15 protein-coding genes are annotated in these 15507 nt (G+C 66.2%); 6 read left to right on the forward strand and 9 right to left on the reverse strand.

Going from position 1 to position 15507, the window contains the following annotated elements:
* Positions 1-20: 20 nt before the first annotated feature.
* Positions 21-1526 (reverse strand): Ppx/GppA phosphatase family protein, encoded by a 1506-nt coding sequence (locus EPO41_RS14280; protein WP_296326137.1) that lies wholly within the window; start codon positions 1524-1526, stop codon positions 21-23.
* Between the two features lie 86 nt (positions 1527-1612).
* Entirely contained in the window at positions 1613-3772 is a 2160-nt protein-coding gene (locus EPO41_RS14285) for an RNA degradosome polyphosphate kinase (protein WP_296326138.1), read from the reverse strand.
* 120 nt (positions 3773-3892) lie between these two features.
* Here EPO41_RS14285 and EPO41_RS14290 point away from each other — a divergent pair, with 120 nt between their 5' ends.
* Positions 3893-4417 carry a histidine phosphatase family protein gene (locus EPO41_RS14290; RefSeq protein ID WP_296326140.1) on the forward strand — a complete coding sequence of 175 codons (525 nt, stop codon included), beginning with the start codon at positions 3893-3895 and terminating at the stop codon, positions 4415-4417.
* Positions 4418-4421: 4 nt separating this feature from the next.
* Here the strand turns inward: EPO41_RS14290 and EPO41_RS14295 are convergent, their stop codons facing one another.
* Genes EPO41_RS14295 through EPO41_RS14315 form a run of 5 tightly spaced genes read right to left on the reverse strand, consistent with a single transcriptional unit; the run spans position 4422 to position 8565 of the window.
* Complete coding sequence (locus tag EPO41_RS14295; protein ID WP_296326142.1) at positions 4422-5201, reverse strand: SDR family oxidoreductase; 780 nt, start codon at positions 5199-5201, stop codon at positions 4422-4424.
* A gap of 14 nt (positions 5202-5215) precedes the next feature.
* A complete protein-coding gene (locus EPO41_RS14300; protein ID WP_296326144.1) occupies positions 5216-5677 on the reverse strand; it encodes a DUF2147 domain-containing protein in 462 nt (153 codons plus the stop codon).
* Positions 5678-5690: 13 nt separating this feature from the next.
* Entirely contained in the window at positions 5691-6374 is a 684-nt protein-coding gene (locus EPO41_RS14305) for a DnaA/Hda family protein (protein WP_296326145.1), read from the reverse strand.
* Positions 6375-6382: 8 nt separating this feature from the next.
* Positions 6383-7465, reverse strand: coding sequence for an AI-2E family transporter (locus EPO41_RS14310; protein ID WP_296326147.1), 1083 nt, complete (start codon positions 7463-7465; stop codon positions 6383-6385).
* A gap of 23 nt (positions 7466-7488) precedes the next feature.
* Entirely contained in the window at positions 7489-8565 is a 1077-nt protein-coding gene (locus EPO41_RS14315) for a DUF2066 domain-containing protein (protein ID WP_296326149.1), read from the reverse strand.
* A 59-nt stretch (positions 8566-8624) separates the two neighbouring features.
* On the opposite strand from EPO41_RS14315, the gene purM reads away from it, so the two are divergent.
* Genes purM through EPO41_RS14330 form a run of 3 tightly spaced genes read left to right on the forward strand, consistent with a single transcriptional unit; the run spans position 8625 to position 10599 of the window.
* On the forward strand, positions 8625-9716 hold the full coding sequence (gene purM / locus EPO41_RS14320; RefSeq protein ID WP_296326151.1) for a phosphoribosylformylglycinamidine cyclo-ligase: 1092 nt from the start codon (positions 8625-8627) through the stop codon (positions 9714-9716).
* Positions 9704-10354 carry a phosphoribosylglycinamide formyltransferase gene (purN, locus tag EPO41_RS14325; protein WP_296326152.1) on the forward strand — a complete coding sequence of 217 codons (651 nt, stop codon included), beginning with the start codon at positions 9704-9706 and terminating at the stop codon, positions 10352-10354. Before purM ends, purN begins: the two co-directional genes overlap by 13 nt.
* Before the next feature lie 41 nt (positions 10355-10395).
* Positions 10396-10599, forward strand: a complete 204-nt coding sequence (locus EPO41_RS14330; RefSeq protein WP_296326154.1) for an aa3-type cytochrome c oxidase subunit IV — start codon at positions 10396-10398, stop codon at positions 10597-10599.
* 73 nt (positions 10600-10672) lie between these two features.
* On the opposite strand, the gene ndk is transcribed toward EPO41_RS14330, so the two are convergent.
* Positions 10673-11095, reverse strand: a complete 423-nt coding sequence (gene ndk, locus EPO41_RS14335; protein WP_295136508.1) for a nucleoside-diphosphate kinase — start codon at positions 11093-11095, stop codon at positions 10673-10675.
* A gap of 126 nt (positions 11096-11221) precedes the next feature.
* Here ndk and EPO41_RS14340 point away from each other — a divergent pair, with 126 nt between their 5' ends.
* Complete coding sequence (locus EPO41_RS14340) at positions 11222-13099, forward strand: ABC-F family ATP-binding cassette domain-containing protein (protein ID WP_296326156.1); 1878 nt, start codon at positions 11222-11224, stop codon at positions 13097-13099.
* A 3-nt stretch (positions 13100-13102) separates the two neighbouring features.
* Here EPO41_RS14340 and EPO41_RS14345 read toward each other — a convergent pair whose 3' ends face one another.
* Positions 13103-14329, reverse strand: a complete 1227-nt coding sequence (locus EPO41_RS14345) for an MFS transporter (protein WP_296326158.1) — start codon at positions 14327-14329, stop codon at positions 13103-13105.
* Between the two features lie 135 nt (positions 14330-14464).
* Between EPO41_RS14345 and EPO41_RS14350 the strand changes: the two genes are divergently transcribed.
* Positions 14465-15502, forward strand: coding sequence for a cyclase family protein (locus EPO41_RS14350; RefSeq protein ID WP_296326160.1), 1038 nt, complete (start codon positions 14465-14467; stop codon positions 15500-15502).
* Positions 15503-15507: the final 5 nt, after the last annotated feature.

The following is a 15507-nucleotide window of genomic DNA, read 5'->3' on the forward strand; positions in this document are numbered from 1 at the left end:
GCCGCGCGCTCCCTCGCTCCCTACGCCGACACGATCATCGGCTTGAGATCGAAGGTCTGCGCCGCCGTCTCAAGGCGGCGTGCCGTCACGTCTCCCAGGGTTCTCTTCAGTGCCGTCGGCACCAGCAGCCGCAACTCGCGTTCGGTCCGGCGCAACTGCAGCTGAGGCAACAGCCCGGGCGCTCCACCGCTCAGATTGTAGGCCAGCCGCAGGCATGCCCCGAGGCGCCGGGCGAAGCTCCGTCCCTTGCTGTCGGTCAGCCGCAACGCCGTATCGATCATCGCTGCCTTGGGGTCGCTCTTGTAGCGATAGGTCAGCGCCATCGCGAGGATCGCCCGTTCGCGATGGCTCATGCCCGGTGCAGGCAGGTGCAGCACGCGGAAATAGGCCTGCTCGGCGCGATAGTCGGGATGGTCGTCCCACGAAATGTCACTCAAATGACAGGCCGCGGTGCGCAGCACACGCTCGCTGTCGCTCTCGCCGGCGAAGGCCGGCGTCAGCCAGTCGAAGACCTCCTGCGGCGAAAGATCGAAACGGCGCCAGCCCTCACCCTGCTCCTCGGCGAACGTGATCAGCGGATGACGCGCCCTCTCGGCTTCACTGAGACGTGAGTAGTAGAAGCCCTCGCGCAGGCCGAATGCGGAGAAGACGACGTTCCTGGGCTTCAGCGCGGCCAGCAGCTTGTCGAGCGCCAGGCAGGCGAGCGGCAACGTATCGACGCGCCGCCGCGACACCCCCGGCATCTTCTCCAGAGACTTTACGCTCTGCACCGCGATCAGACGCGCGACTGCCCGCGCTTCGTCGGCCGAAATCTCGTACTGATGGATGATGTGGAGCGGATAACCGGCCTGCTCCATGTGCAATCGCGCGAAGGATCTCCATGCGCCGCCCACGGCATAGAAGGTCCTGCCCTGCTCCTCGCGCAGCCAGCGCACGCTCTCCACGGCATCGACCACGGTTTTGCGGGGATCGCCCCGCCCCGAGGACATGAGGCGCAGCGGTCCGACCGGAAGCGTACTCGACGCGCCGAGCCGGCCATTGGCCAGCGACACGAGCTCCAGGCTGCCGCCGCCCAGGTCACCCATGACGCCATCGGCGTCGGGCATGCCGCAGATCACGCCGTACCCCGAAAAGCGAGCCTCGTCCTGGCCGCTCACCGTATGGGCGACGATGCCGGGACGGCTTGCCAGCTCGCGCATGAAGTCGGCGCCGTCGGCGGCGTCGCGCACGGCAGCGGTCGCCAGCAGGTCGAGCGACGCGACTTTCATGTTGTGGGCGAGCGTGACGAAACGATCGATGTTGGCCAGAGCCATCTCCACCCCTTCCGGGTTGAGACGTCCGGTGGCGTCGAGGCCGCGCGCCAGGCCGCAGAGAACCTTTTCGTTGAAGACCGGCAACGGGGCGCGGCTGGCGCGCTCATAGACGACGAGGCGGATCGAATTCGAGCCGACGTCGATGATGCCGACGCGACCTTTTTCGAGGGGGCTGCGCGCGGCGGAGGCGCCTGCGGTCGGGTGGCCGTCCATGCGTGCCCGGTCTACCCGAAACCGCGAGGGATTACAGCGCCGGAATGGGCGCGACCCGACGCCGCTGGCCCCGTCGCGAATTCACGTCAGGAACTCAGCACCAGCCGCGGCACCGCGCCACTCAGCTTCAGCGCACTGCCGCGACCCGAGAGCGACGGGTTCGTCATGAAATAGTGATGGGCAATGAACGGTTCCTTGCCAGTCTGCGGCCGGTGATAGTTACCGTCTTGTGACATCAACCAGCTCTGGCCGTCATCCTTGAGATTGGCGACCATGATCTGGTCGAGGACTTGTTCGCGCACGGTCGGGTTCTCGACCGGACATAGCAACTCGACGCGGCGGTCGAGATTGCGCGGCATCCAGTCGGCCGAGGACAGGAACACCTTGGCCTCCAGTGACGGCAATGCCTTGCCGTTGCCGAAGCAGATGATGCGCGCATGTTCCAGGAAGCGGCCGACCATGCTCTTGACCCGGATATGCTCGCTCAGCCCCGGAACGCCTGGCCTGAGACAGCAGATCCCGCGCACGACCAGATCGATCTGGACGCCGGCGTTCGATGCCGCATAGAGGCGATCGATCAGCGCACCATCGACCAGGGAGTTGAGCTTGGCCCAGATAGCGGCCGGCTTGCCGGCCTTGGCGTTGGCGATCTCGGCATCGATCAGGCTGTAGAGGGTCGGCCGCAGGGTCACCGGTGCGAACGCGATCTTCTCCATCTGCTCGGGCCGCGCGTAGCCGGTCATGTAGTTGAACAGGCGCGCGGCATCGCGGCACATCGCCGGATCGCAGGTGAAGAACGACAGGTCGGTGTAAATGCGCGCCGTGATCGGGTGATAGTTGCCGGTGCCGAAATGCACGTAGGTGCGGATCGACTGCGCCTCGCGGCGCACCACCATCGAGACCTTGGCGTGCGTCTTGAGATCGATGAAGCCGTAGACCACCTGCACGCCGGCGCGCTCCAGATCCCGCGCCCAACGAATGTTGGCCTCCTCGTCGAAGCGGGCCTTGAGTTCGACCAGCGCCGAAACCGTCTTGCCCGCCTCGGCCGCCGCGATCAGCTCCTTCACGATCGGCGAATCGGCGCTGGTGCGATAGAGCGTCTGCTTGATCGCCACGACTGCAGGATCGCGCGCCGCCTGGCGCAGGAACTGCACCACGACATCGAAGCTTTCGTAGGGATGATGGACGACGATGTCCTTGGCGCGGATCGCCGCGAAGCAGTCGCCGCCGAAATCGCGAATGCGCTCCGGGAAGCGGGCATTGTACGGCTCGAACTTGAGATCAGGCCGGTCGTCGACGATCACCGCCTTCACGTCGACGATGTTCAGCATGCGGTCGAGGTGGAAGACGTGGACAGTCTGGGTCTGCTCCGGAATCTCCAGCTGGTCGAACAGAAAGTCGCGTAGCTCGGCGGGCATCGCGCTGTTGACCGAGATGGAGATCAGGTCGCCGCGGCGGCGGCGCTTCAGCGCGCTCTCGTAGAGCAGGACGAGGTCCTCGGCTTCCTCGTTGATCTCGACGTCGCTGTCTCGGATCACGCGGAAGAAGGCGCGCTCGATCACTTCGTAGCCGGGGAAGAGGCGCGGCAGGTAGATGTCGATCAGATCCTCGAGGGGCAGGAAGCGGATGTCCGGTCCCGGCAGACGCACGAAGCGATCGACCTGCGGCGGCAACGGCAGCAGCGCCATCAGCGGCCGGCGGTCGTCGCGACGCTGCAGCTTCAGGATGGCCGAGAAGCCGCCGTTGGGAATGAACGGAAAGGGGTGCGCCGGATCGATCGCCAGCGGCGTCAGGATCGGGAAGACCTGGTCGATGAAGTAGGTATCGAGCCAGCTCCGCTCCGCTTCCGTGAGTTCGCCCGAATCCAGCACTGCAATGCCGGCTTGGCGCAGATCATCCTGCAGGGACGCCCAGACATCCTGCTGGTGAGACATCAGGATCGAGGCGCGGTCGCGGATCGCCGCGAGCTGCTCGGCCGGAGTCATGCCGTCATCGCTCAGCAAGCTCGAACGGGTCTGCAGCATGTCGACCAGCCCCGCGACGCGGACCATGTAGAACTCGTCGAGATTGGCCGCCGAGATCGACAGGAAGCGCACCCGCTCCAACAGCGGATGGCGCTTGTTGGTGGCTTCTTCCAGCACCCGCGTGTTGAAGGCCAGCCACGACAGTTCGCGATTGATGAAGCGTCGGGGACTATGCAGTGTTATTTCGAGCGAAGCCGGATCGGCAGAGTTGAGCGCGTCCATGTGGACCCCTGCGGGGCACTCTCCCTGAAATTATGCACAGGAACGGTAGCGTCTCTACATGACCATGTCATGGCATTTCACTAAACCATTGTTCTGACTGTATTTATTGGAATAACCGGCGTGAAGACCATTCTCCTCCTGCGCCACGCAAAGTCGGCCTGGAACACGCAGCACCAGAGCGATCACGACCGCCCTCTCAACGAGCGCGGCGAGCGTGCCGCCCGGACCATGGCGAGCCACCTTGTCGCCAGCTCCCCTCGCCCCGACCTGATCCTTTGTTCCACGGCGGCGAGGACGCGCCAGACGTTGGCGCCCCTGGTGAAGGCCCTCGGCAGCCCTGTGCCGCCGATCTCGTTGGAGAAGGAACTCTACCTCGCCTCCGAGCAAGAGCTGCTGGAGCGCCTGCAGGCCCTGTCCGAGGAAACCGGGACGGTGCTGCTGATCGGGCACAATGAAGGGATAGGCGAACTCGCGGCCGCCCTCGCGGTACGTGGGCCGCAGGAGGCGCTGGAACACCTCCGGGAGAAGTATCCGACGGCGGCCCTCGCCACGCTCCGCCCGCCTTCAGGCCCCTGGAGCACCCTCGCTCCTGGGACCTGCGAGCTTCTGGCCTTTGTCCGGCCGCGCGATCTGGATCCGCGCTGACGACTCAGTAGGTGCCGGGATACTGGCCGCCATCCATCAGGATGTTCTGGCCCGTCATGTAGCCGGCGTGGACACTGCACAGGAAGGCGCACATCATGCCGAACTCCTCGGCCGTGCCGAAGCGACCTGCAGGATGCGCCTTTGCGGCGGTCGCATACTCCTCCTCGAAGCTGCGGCCGGCCTTGGCCGCGCGCGCCTTCGTCGTGCCGCGCAGCCGGTCGGTGTCGAACGGACCTGGCAACAGGCCGTTGATCGTCACGCCGTAGCGGATCGTCGTGCGCGAGACGCCGGCCACGAAGCCCGTGAGGCCCGAGCGTGCGCCGTTGCTGAGGCCCAGAATGTCGATCGGCGCCTTCACCGAGCTCGAGGTGATGTTCACGATGCGGCCGAAGCCGCGCTTCATCATGCCGTCGACGCTCGCCTTGATGAACTCGATCGGCGTCAGCATGTTGGCGTCCAGCGCCTTGATCCAGTCCTCGCGGTTCCAGTCCCGGAAATTGCCCGGCGGCGGGCCGCCCGCATTGTTGACGATGATGTCGGGCTCGGGACAGGCCGCCAGGACCTGCTTGCGGCCCTCCTCGGTCGTGACGTCGACGGCGACCGGCGTGACCTCCACGCCGTACTTCTTCCTGATCTCCCCGGCCGTCGCCTCGAGCTCCGACTTAGTGCGCGCGTTGATCACGAGGTCCACACCCTCACCCGCCAGCGCCATCGCGCAGCCCTTGCCCAGTCCCTTGCTCGCCGCGCAGACGATGGCCTTCCGGCCCCTGATTCCCATATCCATTTGCGTTTCCTCTCCTAGTTCACGCGCGTCCAGAGTTGCGTCTTGCCGAACATCGGCGTGCCGACGAAACCGCGCAAGCGCAGCTTGCCGTCGGGTTGGAGGCTGATGTTGGCGCTGTAGGTCTTGCCGTCCTCGCCATTGTAGATCTTGCCGTCCTCGAACGTGTTCGGCGCAGCGGCCTGCTTGAAGCCCCAGATCAGCGGCATGCCGATGACCTTGCGCGTGCGCAGCGCCGGGTTCTCGTTGCGATAATCGGTGGCGGCATCGGGTGCGACGGCAACGCCGTCCGGCCCCTTGGGGTTGATGAGATTGACGACGAAGCCGCAGATCGGGCCGCTTGCGGCATCCGGGCAGGCGCCGATCCTGATCTGCGCGACGCCCGACTCGGAGAGCCAGGTTCCCATCACCGTCCCCTGCTGGGCCGATGCCGTCGCGGCGGCGACGCAAAGCGCGAAGGCAGTCAAAAGCATCTTCATCGTCGTCCTCCCTTCAGCTCGTGCCGGCAATGTCGGCCAGCACGTCTGCCGCCAGCCGGCGGTCCAACTCTCGCCGTTCCGTCAACGCACGCCGATCGAGGGCCGCAACGACCCGTCGAGCCGCCTCCGCCGAACGCTCCATATGCGAGACGAGATACTGCACGACGCCAGGACCTGCGTGCAATTGCCGGTCGGCCAGCTGCTTCAGGATGATCGACCCCAGGAGCTCGTCGTCGGGAGGCTCGACCGCGACCGCAGGCGCCGCCCGCAGCCGCGAAGCGAGATCGGGCAACGCAATGGACCAGCGTGCCGGCGGCTCGGCGGAAACCAGCAGAAGAAATCCGCCGCGCTCACGCATCAGATTGTAGAGATGGAAGAGCCCGCGCTCGGGCGCCCGCTCCGCCCCTTCGATGACGATCGCCGGCGATGTCGTTGCGAGGCTCGTGAGATCGGCCACGCTCATTCCGTCGAGGTCGGCGCCGGTCATGACGGTCGCATTGCTGCGGGTGGCCCAGATGTGGCCGAGATGGGTCTTGCCGCATCCGCTCGGGCCGTTGAGCGACAGGGCCGGCGCCGGCCAGTCCGGCCAGCGGTCGATCCAGGCCAGCGCCTGGCGATTGCCATCGGCTACGACGAAGTCCTGCCGCGCATAGGTGGGCGGCGGCAATGCGAGATCCAGTGTGAGCTGGTTGGCCATGGGCCGGCTCAACCGTGCGCCCTGCCGCGATAGAGATCGCTCTCGCGATAGCGCGCGATGAAGTGGCGCGCGACAACACCGAGGACCGCCGCCACCGGCACGGCGATGAGCACGCCGGTGAAGCCGAACAGCGAGCCGCCGGCCAGCAACGCGAACATGATCCAGACCGGATGCAGGCCGACGCGGTCGCCGACGAGCTTCGGCGACAGGAAATTCCCCTCGATCATCTGGCCCACCACGAACACTGCCGCAACCTTGACGACTCCCATCCATTCCGGCGGGAACTGCGCCAGCGCCATGCCGAGCGCCATGACGGCCCCGACGAAGGTGCCGACGAAGGGAATGAAGGAGATCGCACCCGCGATCAAACCGATGACCAACCCGAACTGAAGCCCGACCAGTGTCAGGCCGATGCCGTAGAAGGAGCCGAGCGCCAGGCCAACGAGCGCCTGACCGCGCACATAGCCCGCGATGGCGGCATTCGACTCCCGTGTGAGCTTGCGGATCGTGTCGGCGTGGTCGAGTGGCAGCGTGCTGTCGATCGCCGCCAGCACCTTCTCCCAGTCGCGCAGCAGGTAGAACGTCACCACCGGCGTGATGAACAGCAGCCCGAGCAGGTTGACGATCGCGACGCCGCGCTCGGCCAGTGCGCCGGCGACGCCTCCCGCGAAGGCGAGCCCCTTCCCGGCCCACTGCGTCGCCTCGGACTGCAGGTCGTGGACACTGAGCGGATCGAGGCCGAGCCTGTCGCGCAGCGGCTCGATCAAGGGCTGAATGCGGCTCAGGGCCTTCATCACATATTCGGGTGCATTGGCGATCAACGACTGAATCTGCCCGAAGAGCGGCGGCAGGATCGCCATTACCACCCCGATGCCGACGAGGGCCGCCACAATCGTCACCAGCGTGGTCGCCATGGTGCGCGAGAGGCCTGTGCGCTGAAGGCGTACGACGACCGGGTCGAGGAAGTATGCGACGACCATGCCGACGACGAAGGGCAGCAGGATGTCGTTCAGCAGCCACATCAACAGCAGGAAGATCGCAGCCGCTGCGACCCAGAAGATCCAGCGCCCCGTCGTGATGGATTGCCCCATCAATCAGACTCCCCGAGCTGCGCCTACCGCGCCTGCAATCGCCACTGCCCCGCGTCCTGGGACAGGCTCAACCCTGCCTGCGCCAGCGTGCGCTGCAGTTCCTCGGGCGAACCGAAATAATCGAGCTTCAGGTCCGCGCGATCGGCCTCGAGTGTCTTCACCGTCACCGACTTCACGGCCGGGATCGCTCCAAGGCGTTGCCGGACCTGGACCCAGTCGCCGAGGGCGCGGATCGGCACGAAGACGTCGAGCGAGGCCTGCGAGTCGCGTCGCACCGTGCCGATACCGCGCCAGTCCTGGTCGGCCTTGGCGTGGATCGCCTTCACGGCAGCCGGCAGATCGGCCGCGCTGGCGACGGGCATGCGCGGAATCTCGCTACGCGCGCCGGTCTGGGTGTCGTAACGCATGCCGCCGACCGTCAGCGCGCCGCCGTTCTTGTCGCCGTCGACCGTGGCCACGATGATGGTCGGCGCCCGGTACCGCTCGTTGAGTCGCGCCAGCGCCGAAACGTCGCCGACATAGGCTTGTTCCGCCGAGAGCGCGCCCTGGTCGGTCGGGTCGCCACGCAGCAGGGTCACGGGTACCGCGCTGCCGGCGCTGTCGAGTTGCTGCCAGGCTTCGCGCCACGCATTGCGGTCGTTGAGCGGCTCGACGCCGGCGGGTCCCTTCCAGAGCGGAATCACGAGGGCTGGCCGGGGCACCGTCTCGACCCCGCTGATCCCCGCTCCACTCAGATAGGATTTCACGGCATCCGGAGCGAAAACCACGTTCAGCGTGGCGCTGTAGCGCCCCGGCGCCGGCCTTTCGCGCACGAATTCGACCCCGCGCACCATGTTCTCGAGCTGTGCATCGTCAATCTGCGGCAATCGCGCACGGTCTTCCGCCGACACCATGCGGTTCACGAGGAGGCCGAACGCCTTGCGCCGCGCCTCACGGATGCCCTGGGCACGGGCCTGCACGGCATCCGCTCCGCTGACGTCGATTTCGACCCCTGTGACGTCGTAGCCGGTGCCTCCGGGAGACTGCGCCAGGGTGATGTTTGCGGCGAGGACCGCCAGGAACGCGGCAGCAATCGTGGAAAAGACGCGGCCTATCGGCATTGCGGGGGTCCGGTTTTTGGCTATGTTCGCGCACCCTATCTAGCACGAATGAGGCTGGCTTGAAGCCCGACGCCCCCGGCCACAATCGGCCCCCCCTCACCTATAAGGACGCCGGCGTCGACATCGATGCGGGCGACGACCTCGTCGAACGCATCAAGCCGCTGGCGAAGAGCACCAACCGCCCCGGCGTGATGGGTGGACTTGGCGGCTTCGGCGGGCTGTTCGACCTCAAGGCCGCGGGTTTCACCGACCCGATCCTGGTCTCCGGCACCGACGGTGTCGGCACCAAGCTCAAGGTCGCGATCGAGGCCGCCGTCCCCGATACGGTCGGCATCGACCTCGTGGCGATGTGCGTCAACGACATCGTCGTGCAGGGTGCCGAGCCGCTGTTCTTCCTCGACTACTATGCCAGCGGCCGCCTCGACGTCGATGTCGGACGCCGCGTCGTCGCCGGCATCGCCGAGGGCTGCCGACGCGCCGGCTGTGCCCTCGTCGGTGGCGAAACGGCCGAAATGCCCGGCATGTATGTCGACGGCGATTACGATCTCGCCGGCTTTTCCGTCGGCGCCGCCGAGCGCGACGCGCTGTTGCCGCGCAGCGACATTGCGGTTGGCGACGTCGTGCTGGGTCTCGCGTCGAGCGGCCCGCATTCCAACGGCTATTCGCTGGTGCGCCGAATCGTCGAGCGCAGCGGCCTGAACTACACCGACCCGGCGCCCTTCGCCGACGCGACCTTGGGCAAGGCGCTGCTGGAGCCCACGCGCATCTATGTGAAGCAGCTCTTGCAAACCATCCGTTCGACCGGTGCTATCAAGGGGCTGGCGCACATCACGGGCGGCGGCCTGCCCGGCAACGTGCCGCGCTGCCTCCCCGACGGGATGCGGGCGCGTCTCGATGCGCGTCGGTGGACGGCTCCGCGCGTCTTCCAATGGCTGCGCGAGGTCGGCCAGGTGCCAACCGACGATATGTTGCGGACTTTCAATTGCGGTCTCGGCATGATCGTCGTGACGGCGAGGGAAGATGCCACGCGCGTCGCCACGGCGCTGACCGACGCCGGCGAAACGGTGAGCGAGATCGGCGTCATCGAAGCGGCCCCGACCGAGGAGGCCGACTGCGTCGTCGACCACGCCGAAAGCCTATGGCGAAGCTGAAGGTCGGCGTTCTGATCTCCGGCCGCGGCAGCAATCTCGCTGCGCTGATCGAGGCGGCACGAGCCGCGGACTATCCCGCCGGAATCGGCTGTGTGGTGAGCAACAAGGCCGAGGCGCCCGGCCTCTCGATCGCCGCCGCGGCCGGCATCCCCACGGCCATCGTCTCGCACCGCGACCATCCCGACCGCGAGACCTTCGATCGCGCCGTCTCGGCGGAACTCGAGCGCCATGGCGTCGAGTTGGTCGTGCTGGCCGGGTTCATGCGCATCTTCAGCCCCTGGTTTCCCGCGCGCTGGGCGAACCGGCTGATCAACATCCACCCATCGCTGTTGCCGGCCTTCAAGGGGACACACGTGCAACGGCAGGCGCTGGCGGCCGGCGTCCGCGTGAGCGGCTGCACGGTCCATCTGGTCATCCCGGATCTCGATTCCGGCCCGATCATCGCGCAGGCGGCGGTACCGGTGTTGGCCGGTGACAGCGAGGAAAAGCTATCGGCACGCATCCTGCGCCAGGAGCACCGCCTCTATCCGCTGGTGGTGCGTTGGTTTGCCGAAGGGCGGATCGCCATCGACGGGCACAGCGTCGCGGTCAAGGGCGTGGCATGCGACGCCACGCTCCTCTTTTCCCGAGAAGCCTAGTCCGATATAAGATCGCCAACGATTTCAAGCGGGGATGAGATATGGCTGAAGCAACGGATGACTATCCGGCTCATTTGGCGACCTACACGTCCTTCAACAAACTGGTGACGTTCGGGATTCTTTGGATCGTCCTCCTGCTGGTATCCATGGCCCTCGGCCTGGTCGGCCATCTGCCGCTCCTCGGCCTCTTGCTGGGCGTCGGCGGCTCGATCGCCCTCCTGATTGCGTTTGCCGTCCTGAACTGACGTCCGGAAACGGATCGACCAAAAGAAAAGCGGCCCTTTCGGGCCGCTTTTTTCGTATCCGGGCCGTTTCGCGTCAGCCGACGATCTCGGAGCCCGCGAAGAAGTAGGCGATCTCGATGGCCGCGTTCTCCGGCGAGTCGGAGCCGTGCACCGAATTGGCCTCGATCGACTCGGCGAAGTCCTTGCGGATCGTGCCGGCGTCGGCGTTGGCCGGGTTGGTGGCGCCCATGATCTCGCGGTTCTTCGCGACGGCATTCTCGCCTTCCAGGACCTGCACGACGACCGGGCCGGACGTCATGAAAGTGCAGAGGTCGTTGAAGAACGGACGGGCCTTGTGCACGCCGTAGAACTGCTCGGCCTGCTGGCGGCTCATCTGGATGCGCTTCTGGGCGACGATGCGCAGGCCCTTCTCCTCGAACCGGGCGTTGATCTTGCCGGTCAGGTTCCGGCGGGTCGCATCCGGCTTGATGATCGAGAAAGTACGTTCGACGGCCATGAATTCCCTCGTGGAGGCAGTGATTTCAGCGCTTGGGCGCGCCTTATAGACGCGGGGTTTGGACCCCGCAAGCGCGGCCAATGCGCTTGGTTTGCGGCCAAATCGCATGGTAAATGCCCGCCGCCCATGCTCCACATCAGTGACATCTCCTTTCGCCACGGCGAGCGGGTGCTCTTCGACCGCGCCTCGGCAGCCCTTTCCGACGGCTGGAAGGTCGGTCTCGTCGGCCGCAACGGCGCCGGCAAGTCGACCTTGCTGCGCCTGATCCAGGGCCAGATCGAGGCTGACAGCGGCGAGATCAACCTGATGGGCCGCACCCGCGTCGGCTCGGTGCCGCAGGACCCGCCCGGCGGCGACATCAGGGTGATCGATGCCGTGCTGGCGGCCGACGTCGAGCGCAGCGCTCTGCTGGCCGAGGACGCGACCTGCCAGGATGGCGTGCGCCTCGCCGAGATCCACGCCCGCCTCGAGGAAATCGGCGCGGCGGCTGCGCCCTCGCGCGCAGCCTCGATCCTGAACGGCCTGGGCTTCGACAACGAGAAGCAGTCCCGTCCCTGCGGCGAGTTCTCTGGCGGCTGGCGCATGCGCGTGGCCCTGGCAGGCACGCTGTTCAGCAGCCCCGACCTCCTGATCCTCGACGAGCCGTCGAACCACCTCGACGTCGAAGCGATGATCTGGCTCACCGAGTACCTGAAGCGCTTCCGCAACACCGTTCTGATGGTCAGCCACGACCGCGACCTGCTGAACGACGTGTGCGACCACATCGTGCACATCGACCAGCAGAAGCTCGTCGCCTACACCGGCAACTACGACTTCTTCGAGCGCACCCGCGCCGAGCGCCTCGCCAACGACGCCGCCCAACAGGCCAAGGTCGCCGCGCAGCGCAAGCACATGCAGGCCTTCGTCGACCGCTTCAAGGCCAAGGCCAGCAAGGCGCGCCAGGCGCAGTCGCGCATGAAGATGATCGAGAAGCTCGGGCCCATCGCCTCGGTCCCGATCGACGAGCGCATCTCGTTCAACTTCCCTTCGCCCGACATCCTCGCCTCGCCGATCGAGACGCTGGATGGGGTCTCCGTGGGATATCCCGACGGACCGCTGGTGCTGCGCAACCTCGACCTGCGCATCGACATGGAAGACCGCATCGCGCTGCTCGGCCAGAACGGCAACGGCAAGTCGACCTTCATCCGCCTGATCTCGCAGCGGCTCGAGCCGCGCGAGGGCCAGCTCAAGAAGACGCCGAAGCTTCGGGTCGGCTACTTCTCGCAGGACCAGGAAGAAAGCCTCGACTTCGAGGCGACACCGTTCGACCACATGACCCGCGCGCTCGGGCCCGGCGCCGGCGAGGCCAAGGTGCGTGCCCAGCTCGGCCGCTTCGGCTTCTCGCGTGACCGTGCCAACCTCAAGGTCGGCGTGATGTCGGGCGGCGAGAAGACCCGCCTGCTGCTGGCGCTCGCCACCCGGACCGCGCCGCACCTGCTGCTGCTCGACGAGCCAACCAACCATCTCGACATGGATGCGCGCGCGTCGCTGGTCGACGCCATCAACGACTTTGAGGGTGCGGTCGTGCTGGTGAGTCACGATACGCATCTGGTGAAGATGGTCGCCGACGCGCTGTGGGTGGTCCAGAACGGCACGGTGAAGCCATTCGACGGCGACATCGATGAGTATCAGGCCAAGCTGCTGAAGGAGCGTGGCGCCCGTCCGCCAAAGGCCGAGAAGCCCGCCGATGCAGGCAGCAGGAAGGACCAGCGCAAGGCCGCCGCGGACAACCGCACCAATAAGGCCCCGCTGAAGAAGGCCGTCGACAGCGCCGAAAAGATGCTGGCCCGCCTCACCGACCAGCTGAACGGCGTGTTGGCGAAGCTCGCCGACCCGGCGATCTATGCGGGGCCCGGCAGCGTCGTCACGGACCTGCAGAAGGAAAAGGCCCGCCTCGAGCGCGAGGTCGCCAACGCCGAGAAGCGCTGGCTGACCGCCCAGGAAGCGCTGGAAGCGGCCGCCTGAATCCTACTCGGCGACGGCCGGATAGGCCTTCGGCGCGGCGCTCTGCCGGATCAGCATCACCAGGCCGGCATTGACCGTATAGAGCCCGACTGCGATCCAGAAAATCGCCGTCGGCAGGCCCACGTTCATCAGCACGCCGAACAGCGGCGGCGCCACGAACGAGCCGATATCGAGCCCCGAATAGACGAAGCCGAAGACCTTGCCGGAAGCGCCCGGTGGCGTCGCATTGCGCACGATCATGTCGCGCGACGGATTGGTAACGCCGCCCGCCGCACCGGCCAGCGCCAGCAGGAACGGCAGCAAGGTCGGCGACACGGTCTGCGTGGCGATCGGCACCGTGAGGCAGGCGGCGGCCAACAGGCCAAACGACGCGACAAGGTCGTGCCGACGCACGCGGTCGGCGAAGTAGCCGCCCACCAGGATGCCGGCTGCAGAACCGACGATGAAGACGATCAGGCAGAAGGCGGCGTAGTTCTCGGTGACGCCGAACATGCCGCTCCAGGCCGGAACCGCGAACTGCTGGATGCCGATGGTATTGGCCGCAATCAGCGCGAAATAGAGAAGGCAGAGCAGAAGTGCGGGCTGCAGGAAAAGCGCCAATGCGGGCTTGGCGCCGTGCTGCGCGGCCGCGGCCCGCACCTTGACGCGATGGTCGACCAGCTGCTCGCGATGGATCAGGACGAGGCCCGACAGGATGAGTCCGGGCAATGCGCCAATCAGGGCGGCGCCGACCCAGCCGAACAGGCTGTCGAGGAAGTACATCACCGGCGCCGCGGCCCAGCCCAGCGAACCACCGAGACCGTGGATGCTGAAGGCACGGCCAAGACGGTTCTGGTTCACCGAGGCATTGAGCAACGCGAAGTCGGCCGGATGAAAGACCGAGTTCCCCAGTCCCGCGATCACCGCAATGCCGACGAAGCCTACGAAGGAATGCGCGACCGAGATGCACGCAAGGCCGAGACCGACCACGAAGAGACCACCGGCCAGGATCGGCCGGGCGCCGAAACGGTCGACGGCGAAGCCGGCCGCCGTCTGCGCCAAACCGGAGACACCGTAGAAGGTGCCTGCGAGCAGACCGACATCGGCATAGGTGAGTCCCGCCTCCTGGCGAACGATCAGAAGCATCGTCGCGAAGGCGAGCTGGTAGAAGTGGCTGGCGCCATGGGCGACGCCGATCAGGCTGATCACCCTGAAATCATGCTGGAGCGGTGCAGTGGTTGCAGCGGACATGAAGACCTCTCGTTTCCATCATAGGCGATCCGCATCGCGGACGTTGGCGGAAATGCGCGGGGGAGCCATGCGCATGTAATGACGGGCTGCAGCGGGCCTTGTAGTGTCCCCGCCGGCAAAAGGGAGAAACGCATCATGAAGCGCTGGAAGCATCGCCCTGAAGGATCGACCTGGGGCGACTGGGGTGACGACGATCAGCTCGGCCGCCTGAACCTGATCACGCCTAAGAAGGTGATGGAGGGCATCGCCGAGGTGAAGGAAGGCATTTCATTCTGCCTGAGCTTGCCGCTCGACTTTCCGGGCGGCAACGTGCTGAACCCTCGCCGCCTGCCGCCGGTCCTTTCCCCCACCGGTGACGAGAATGGCTGGCGCTTCAACTTCCTCACCAACAGCCTCAATCCCCAGTTCGTGGACGTGGCGAGCGACGACCGGGTGATCCTGACGCTGCAGTATTCGACGCAGTGGGACACGCTGGCGCATGTCGGTGGCCTGTTCGACGCCGACGGCGACGGTGTGCCCGAACCGCTCTACTACAATGGCTTCAAGGCCGGCTCCGACGTGGTCGGGCCGCAACCCGACGCCGGCCGCGACGGCTGCGGCCACCTTTCCTATGCCCACAAGCTCGGCGTGGAGAACATGGCGGCCAAGGCGATCCAGGGCCGCGCCGTTCTCGTTGACCTCGAGAAGCATTACGGCCGCGACCATAAGTATGTGAGCTACGACGACTTCAAGCGCGTGCTCGATACCGACAAGGTGATCGTGGAGCCCGGCGACATGCTGCTGCTCTATACGGGCTTCACCGACGAGATCATGAAGATGAACAAGAACGTCGACCCGGCGCGCGCGCATGCGATGTGCTGCGTCCTCGACGGCCGCGACAGTCGCCTGCTGCAGTGGATCACCGACAGCCAGATCTCGGCCCTGATCGCCGACAATTACGGCGTCGAGGCCGTTCCGGCGAAGCCTGGTCCCGAGAATTCCGAGCACCCCTCACTGCCGATCCACAATCACTGCCTGTTCAAGCTGGGGCTGAACCTCGGCGAGATCTGGTGGCTGAAGGACCTTGCCCTGTGGCTGCGCGACCGGAAGCGCTCGCGCTTCCTGCTGACCGCGCCGCCACTGCGTCTTCCGGGCGCGGTCGGCTCGCCTGCGACCCCGGTCGCCACGGTCTGAGTTTG

The organism is Reyranella sp., assembly GCF_004297265.1.
In the GTDB taxonomy this organism is placed as follows: Bacteria; Pseudomonadota; Alphaproteobacteria; order Reyranellales; family Reyranellaceae; genus Reyranella.

Excerpts from the sequence above, each read along its gene's own strand:
- EPO41_RS14280 (WP_296326137.1), bottom strand. The coding sequence starts at position 1,526 with ATGGACGGCCACCCGACCGCAGGCGCCTCCGCCGCGCGCAGCCCCCTC.
- EPO41_RS14285 (WP_296326138.1), bottom strand. The coding sequence starts at position 3,772 with ATGGACGCGCTCAACTCTGCCGATCCGGCTTCGCTCGAAATAACACTG.
- EPO41_RS14295 (WP_296326142.1), bottom strand. The coding sequence starts at position 5,201 with ATGGATATGGGAATCAGGGGCCGGAAGGCCATCGTCTGCGCGGCGAGC.
- EPO41_RS14300 (WP_296326144.1), bottom strand. The coding sequence starts at position 5,677 with ATGAAGATGCTTTTGACTGCCTTCGCGCTTTGCGTCGCCGCCGCGACG.
- EPO41_RS14305 (WP_296326145.1), bottom strand. The coding sequence starts at position 6,374 with ATGGCCAACCAGCTCACACTGGATCTCGCATTGCCGCCGCCCACCTAT.
- EPO41_RS14310 (WP_296326147.1), bottom strand. The coding sequence starts at position 7,465 with ATGGGGCAATCCATCACGACGGGGCGCTGGATCTTCTGGGTCGCAGCG.
- EPO41_RS14315 (WP_296326149.1), bottom strand. The coding sequence starts at position 8,565 with ATGCCGATAGGCCGCGTCTTTTCCACGATTGCTGCCGCGTTCCTGGCG.
- purN (WP_296326152.1), top strand. The coding sequence starts at position 9,704 with ATGGCGAAGCTGAAGGTCGGCGTTCTGATCTCCGGCCGCGGCAGCAAT.
- EPO41_RS14330 (WP_296326154.1), top strand. The coding sequence starts at position 10,396 with ATGGCTGAAGCAACGGATGACTATCCGGCTCATTTGGCGACCTACACG.
- ndk (WP_295136508.1), bottom strand. The coding sequence starts at position 11,095 with ATGGCCGTCGAACGTACTTTCTCGATCATCAAGCCGGATGCGACCCGC.
- EPO41_RS14340 (WP_296326156.1), top strand. The coding sequence starts at position 11,222 with ATGCTCCACATCAGTGACATCTCCTTTCGCCACGGCGAGCGGGTGCTC.
- EPO41_RS14345 (WP_296326158.1), bottom strand. The coding sequence starts at position 14,329 with ATGTCCGCTGCAACCACTGCACCGCTCCAGCATGATTTCAGGGTGATC.
- EPO41_RS14350 (WP_296326160.1), top strand. The coding sequence starts at position 14,465 with ATGAAGCGCTGGAAGCATCGCCCTGAAGGATCGACCTGGGGCGACTGG.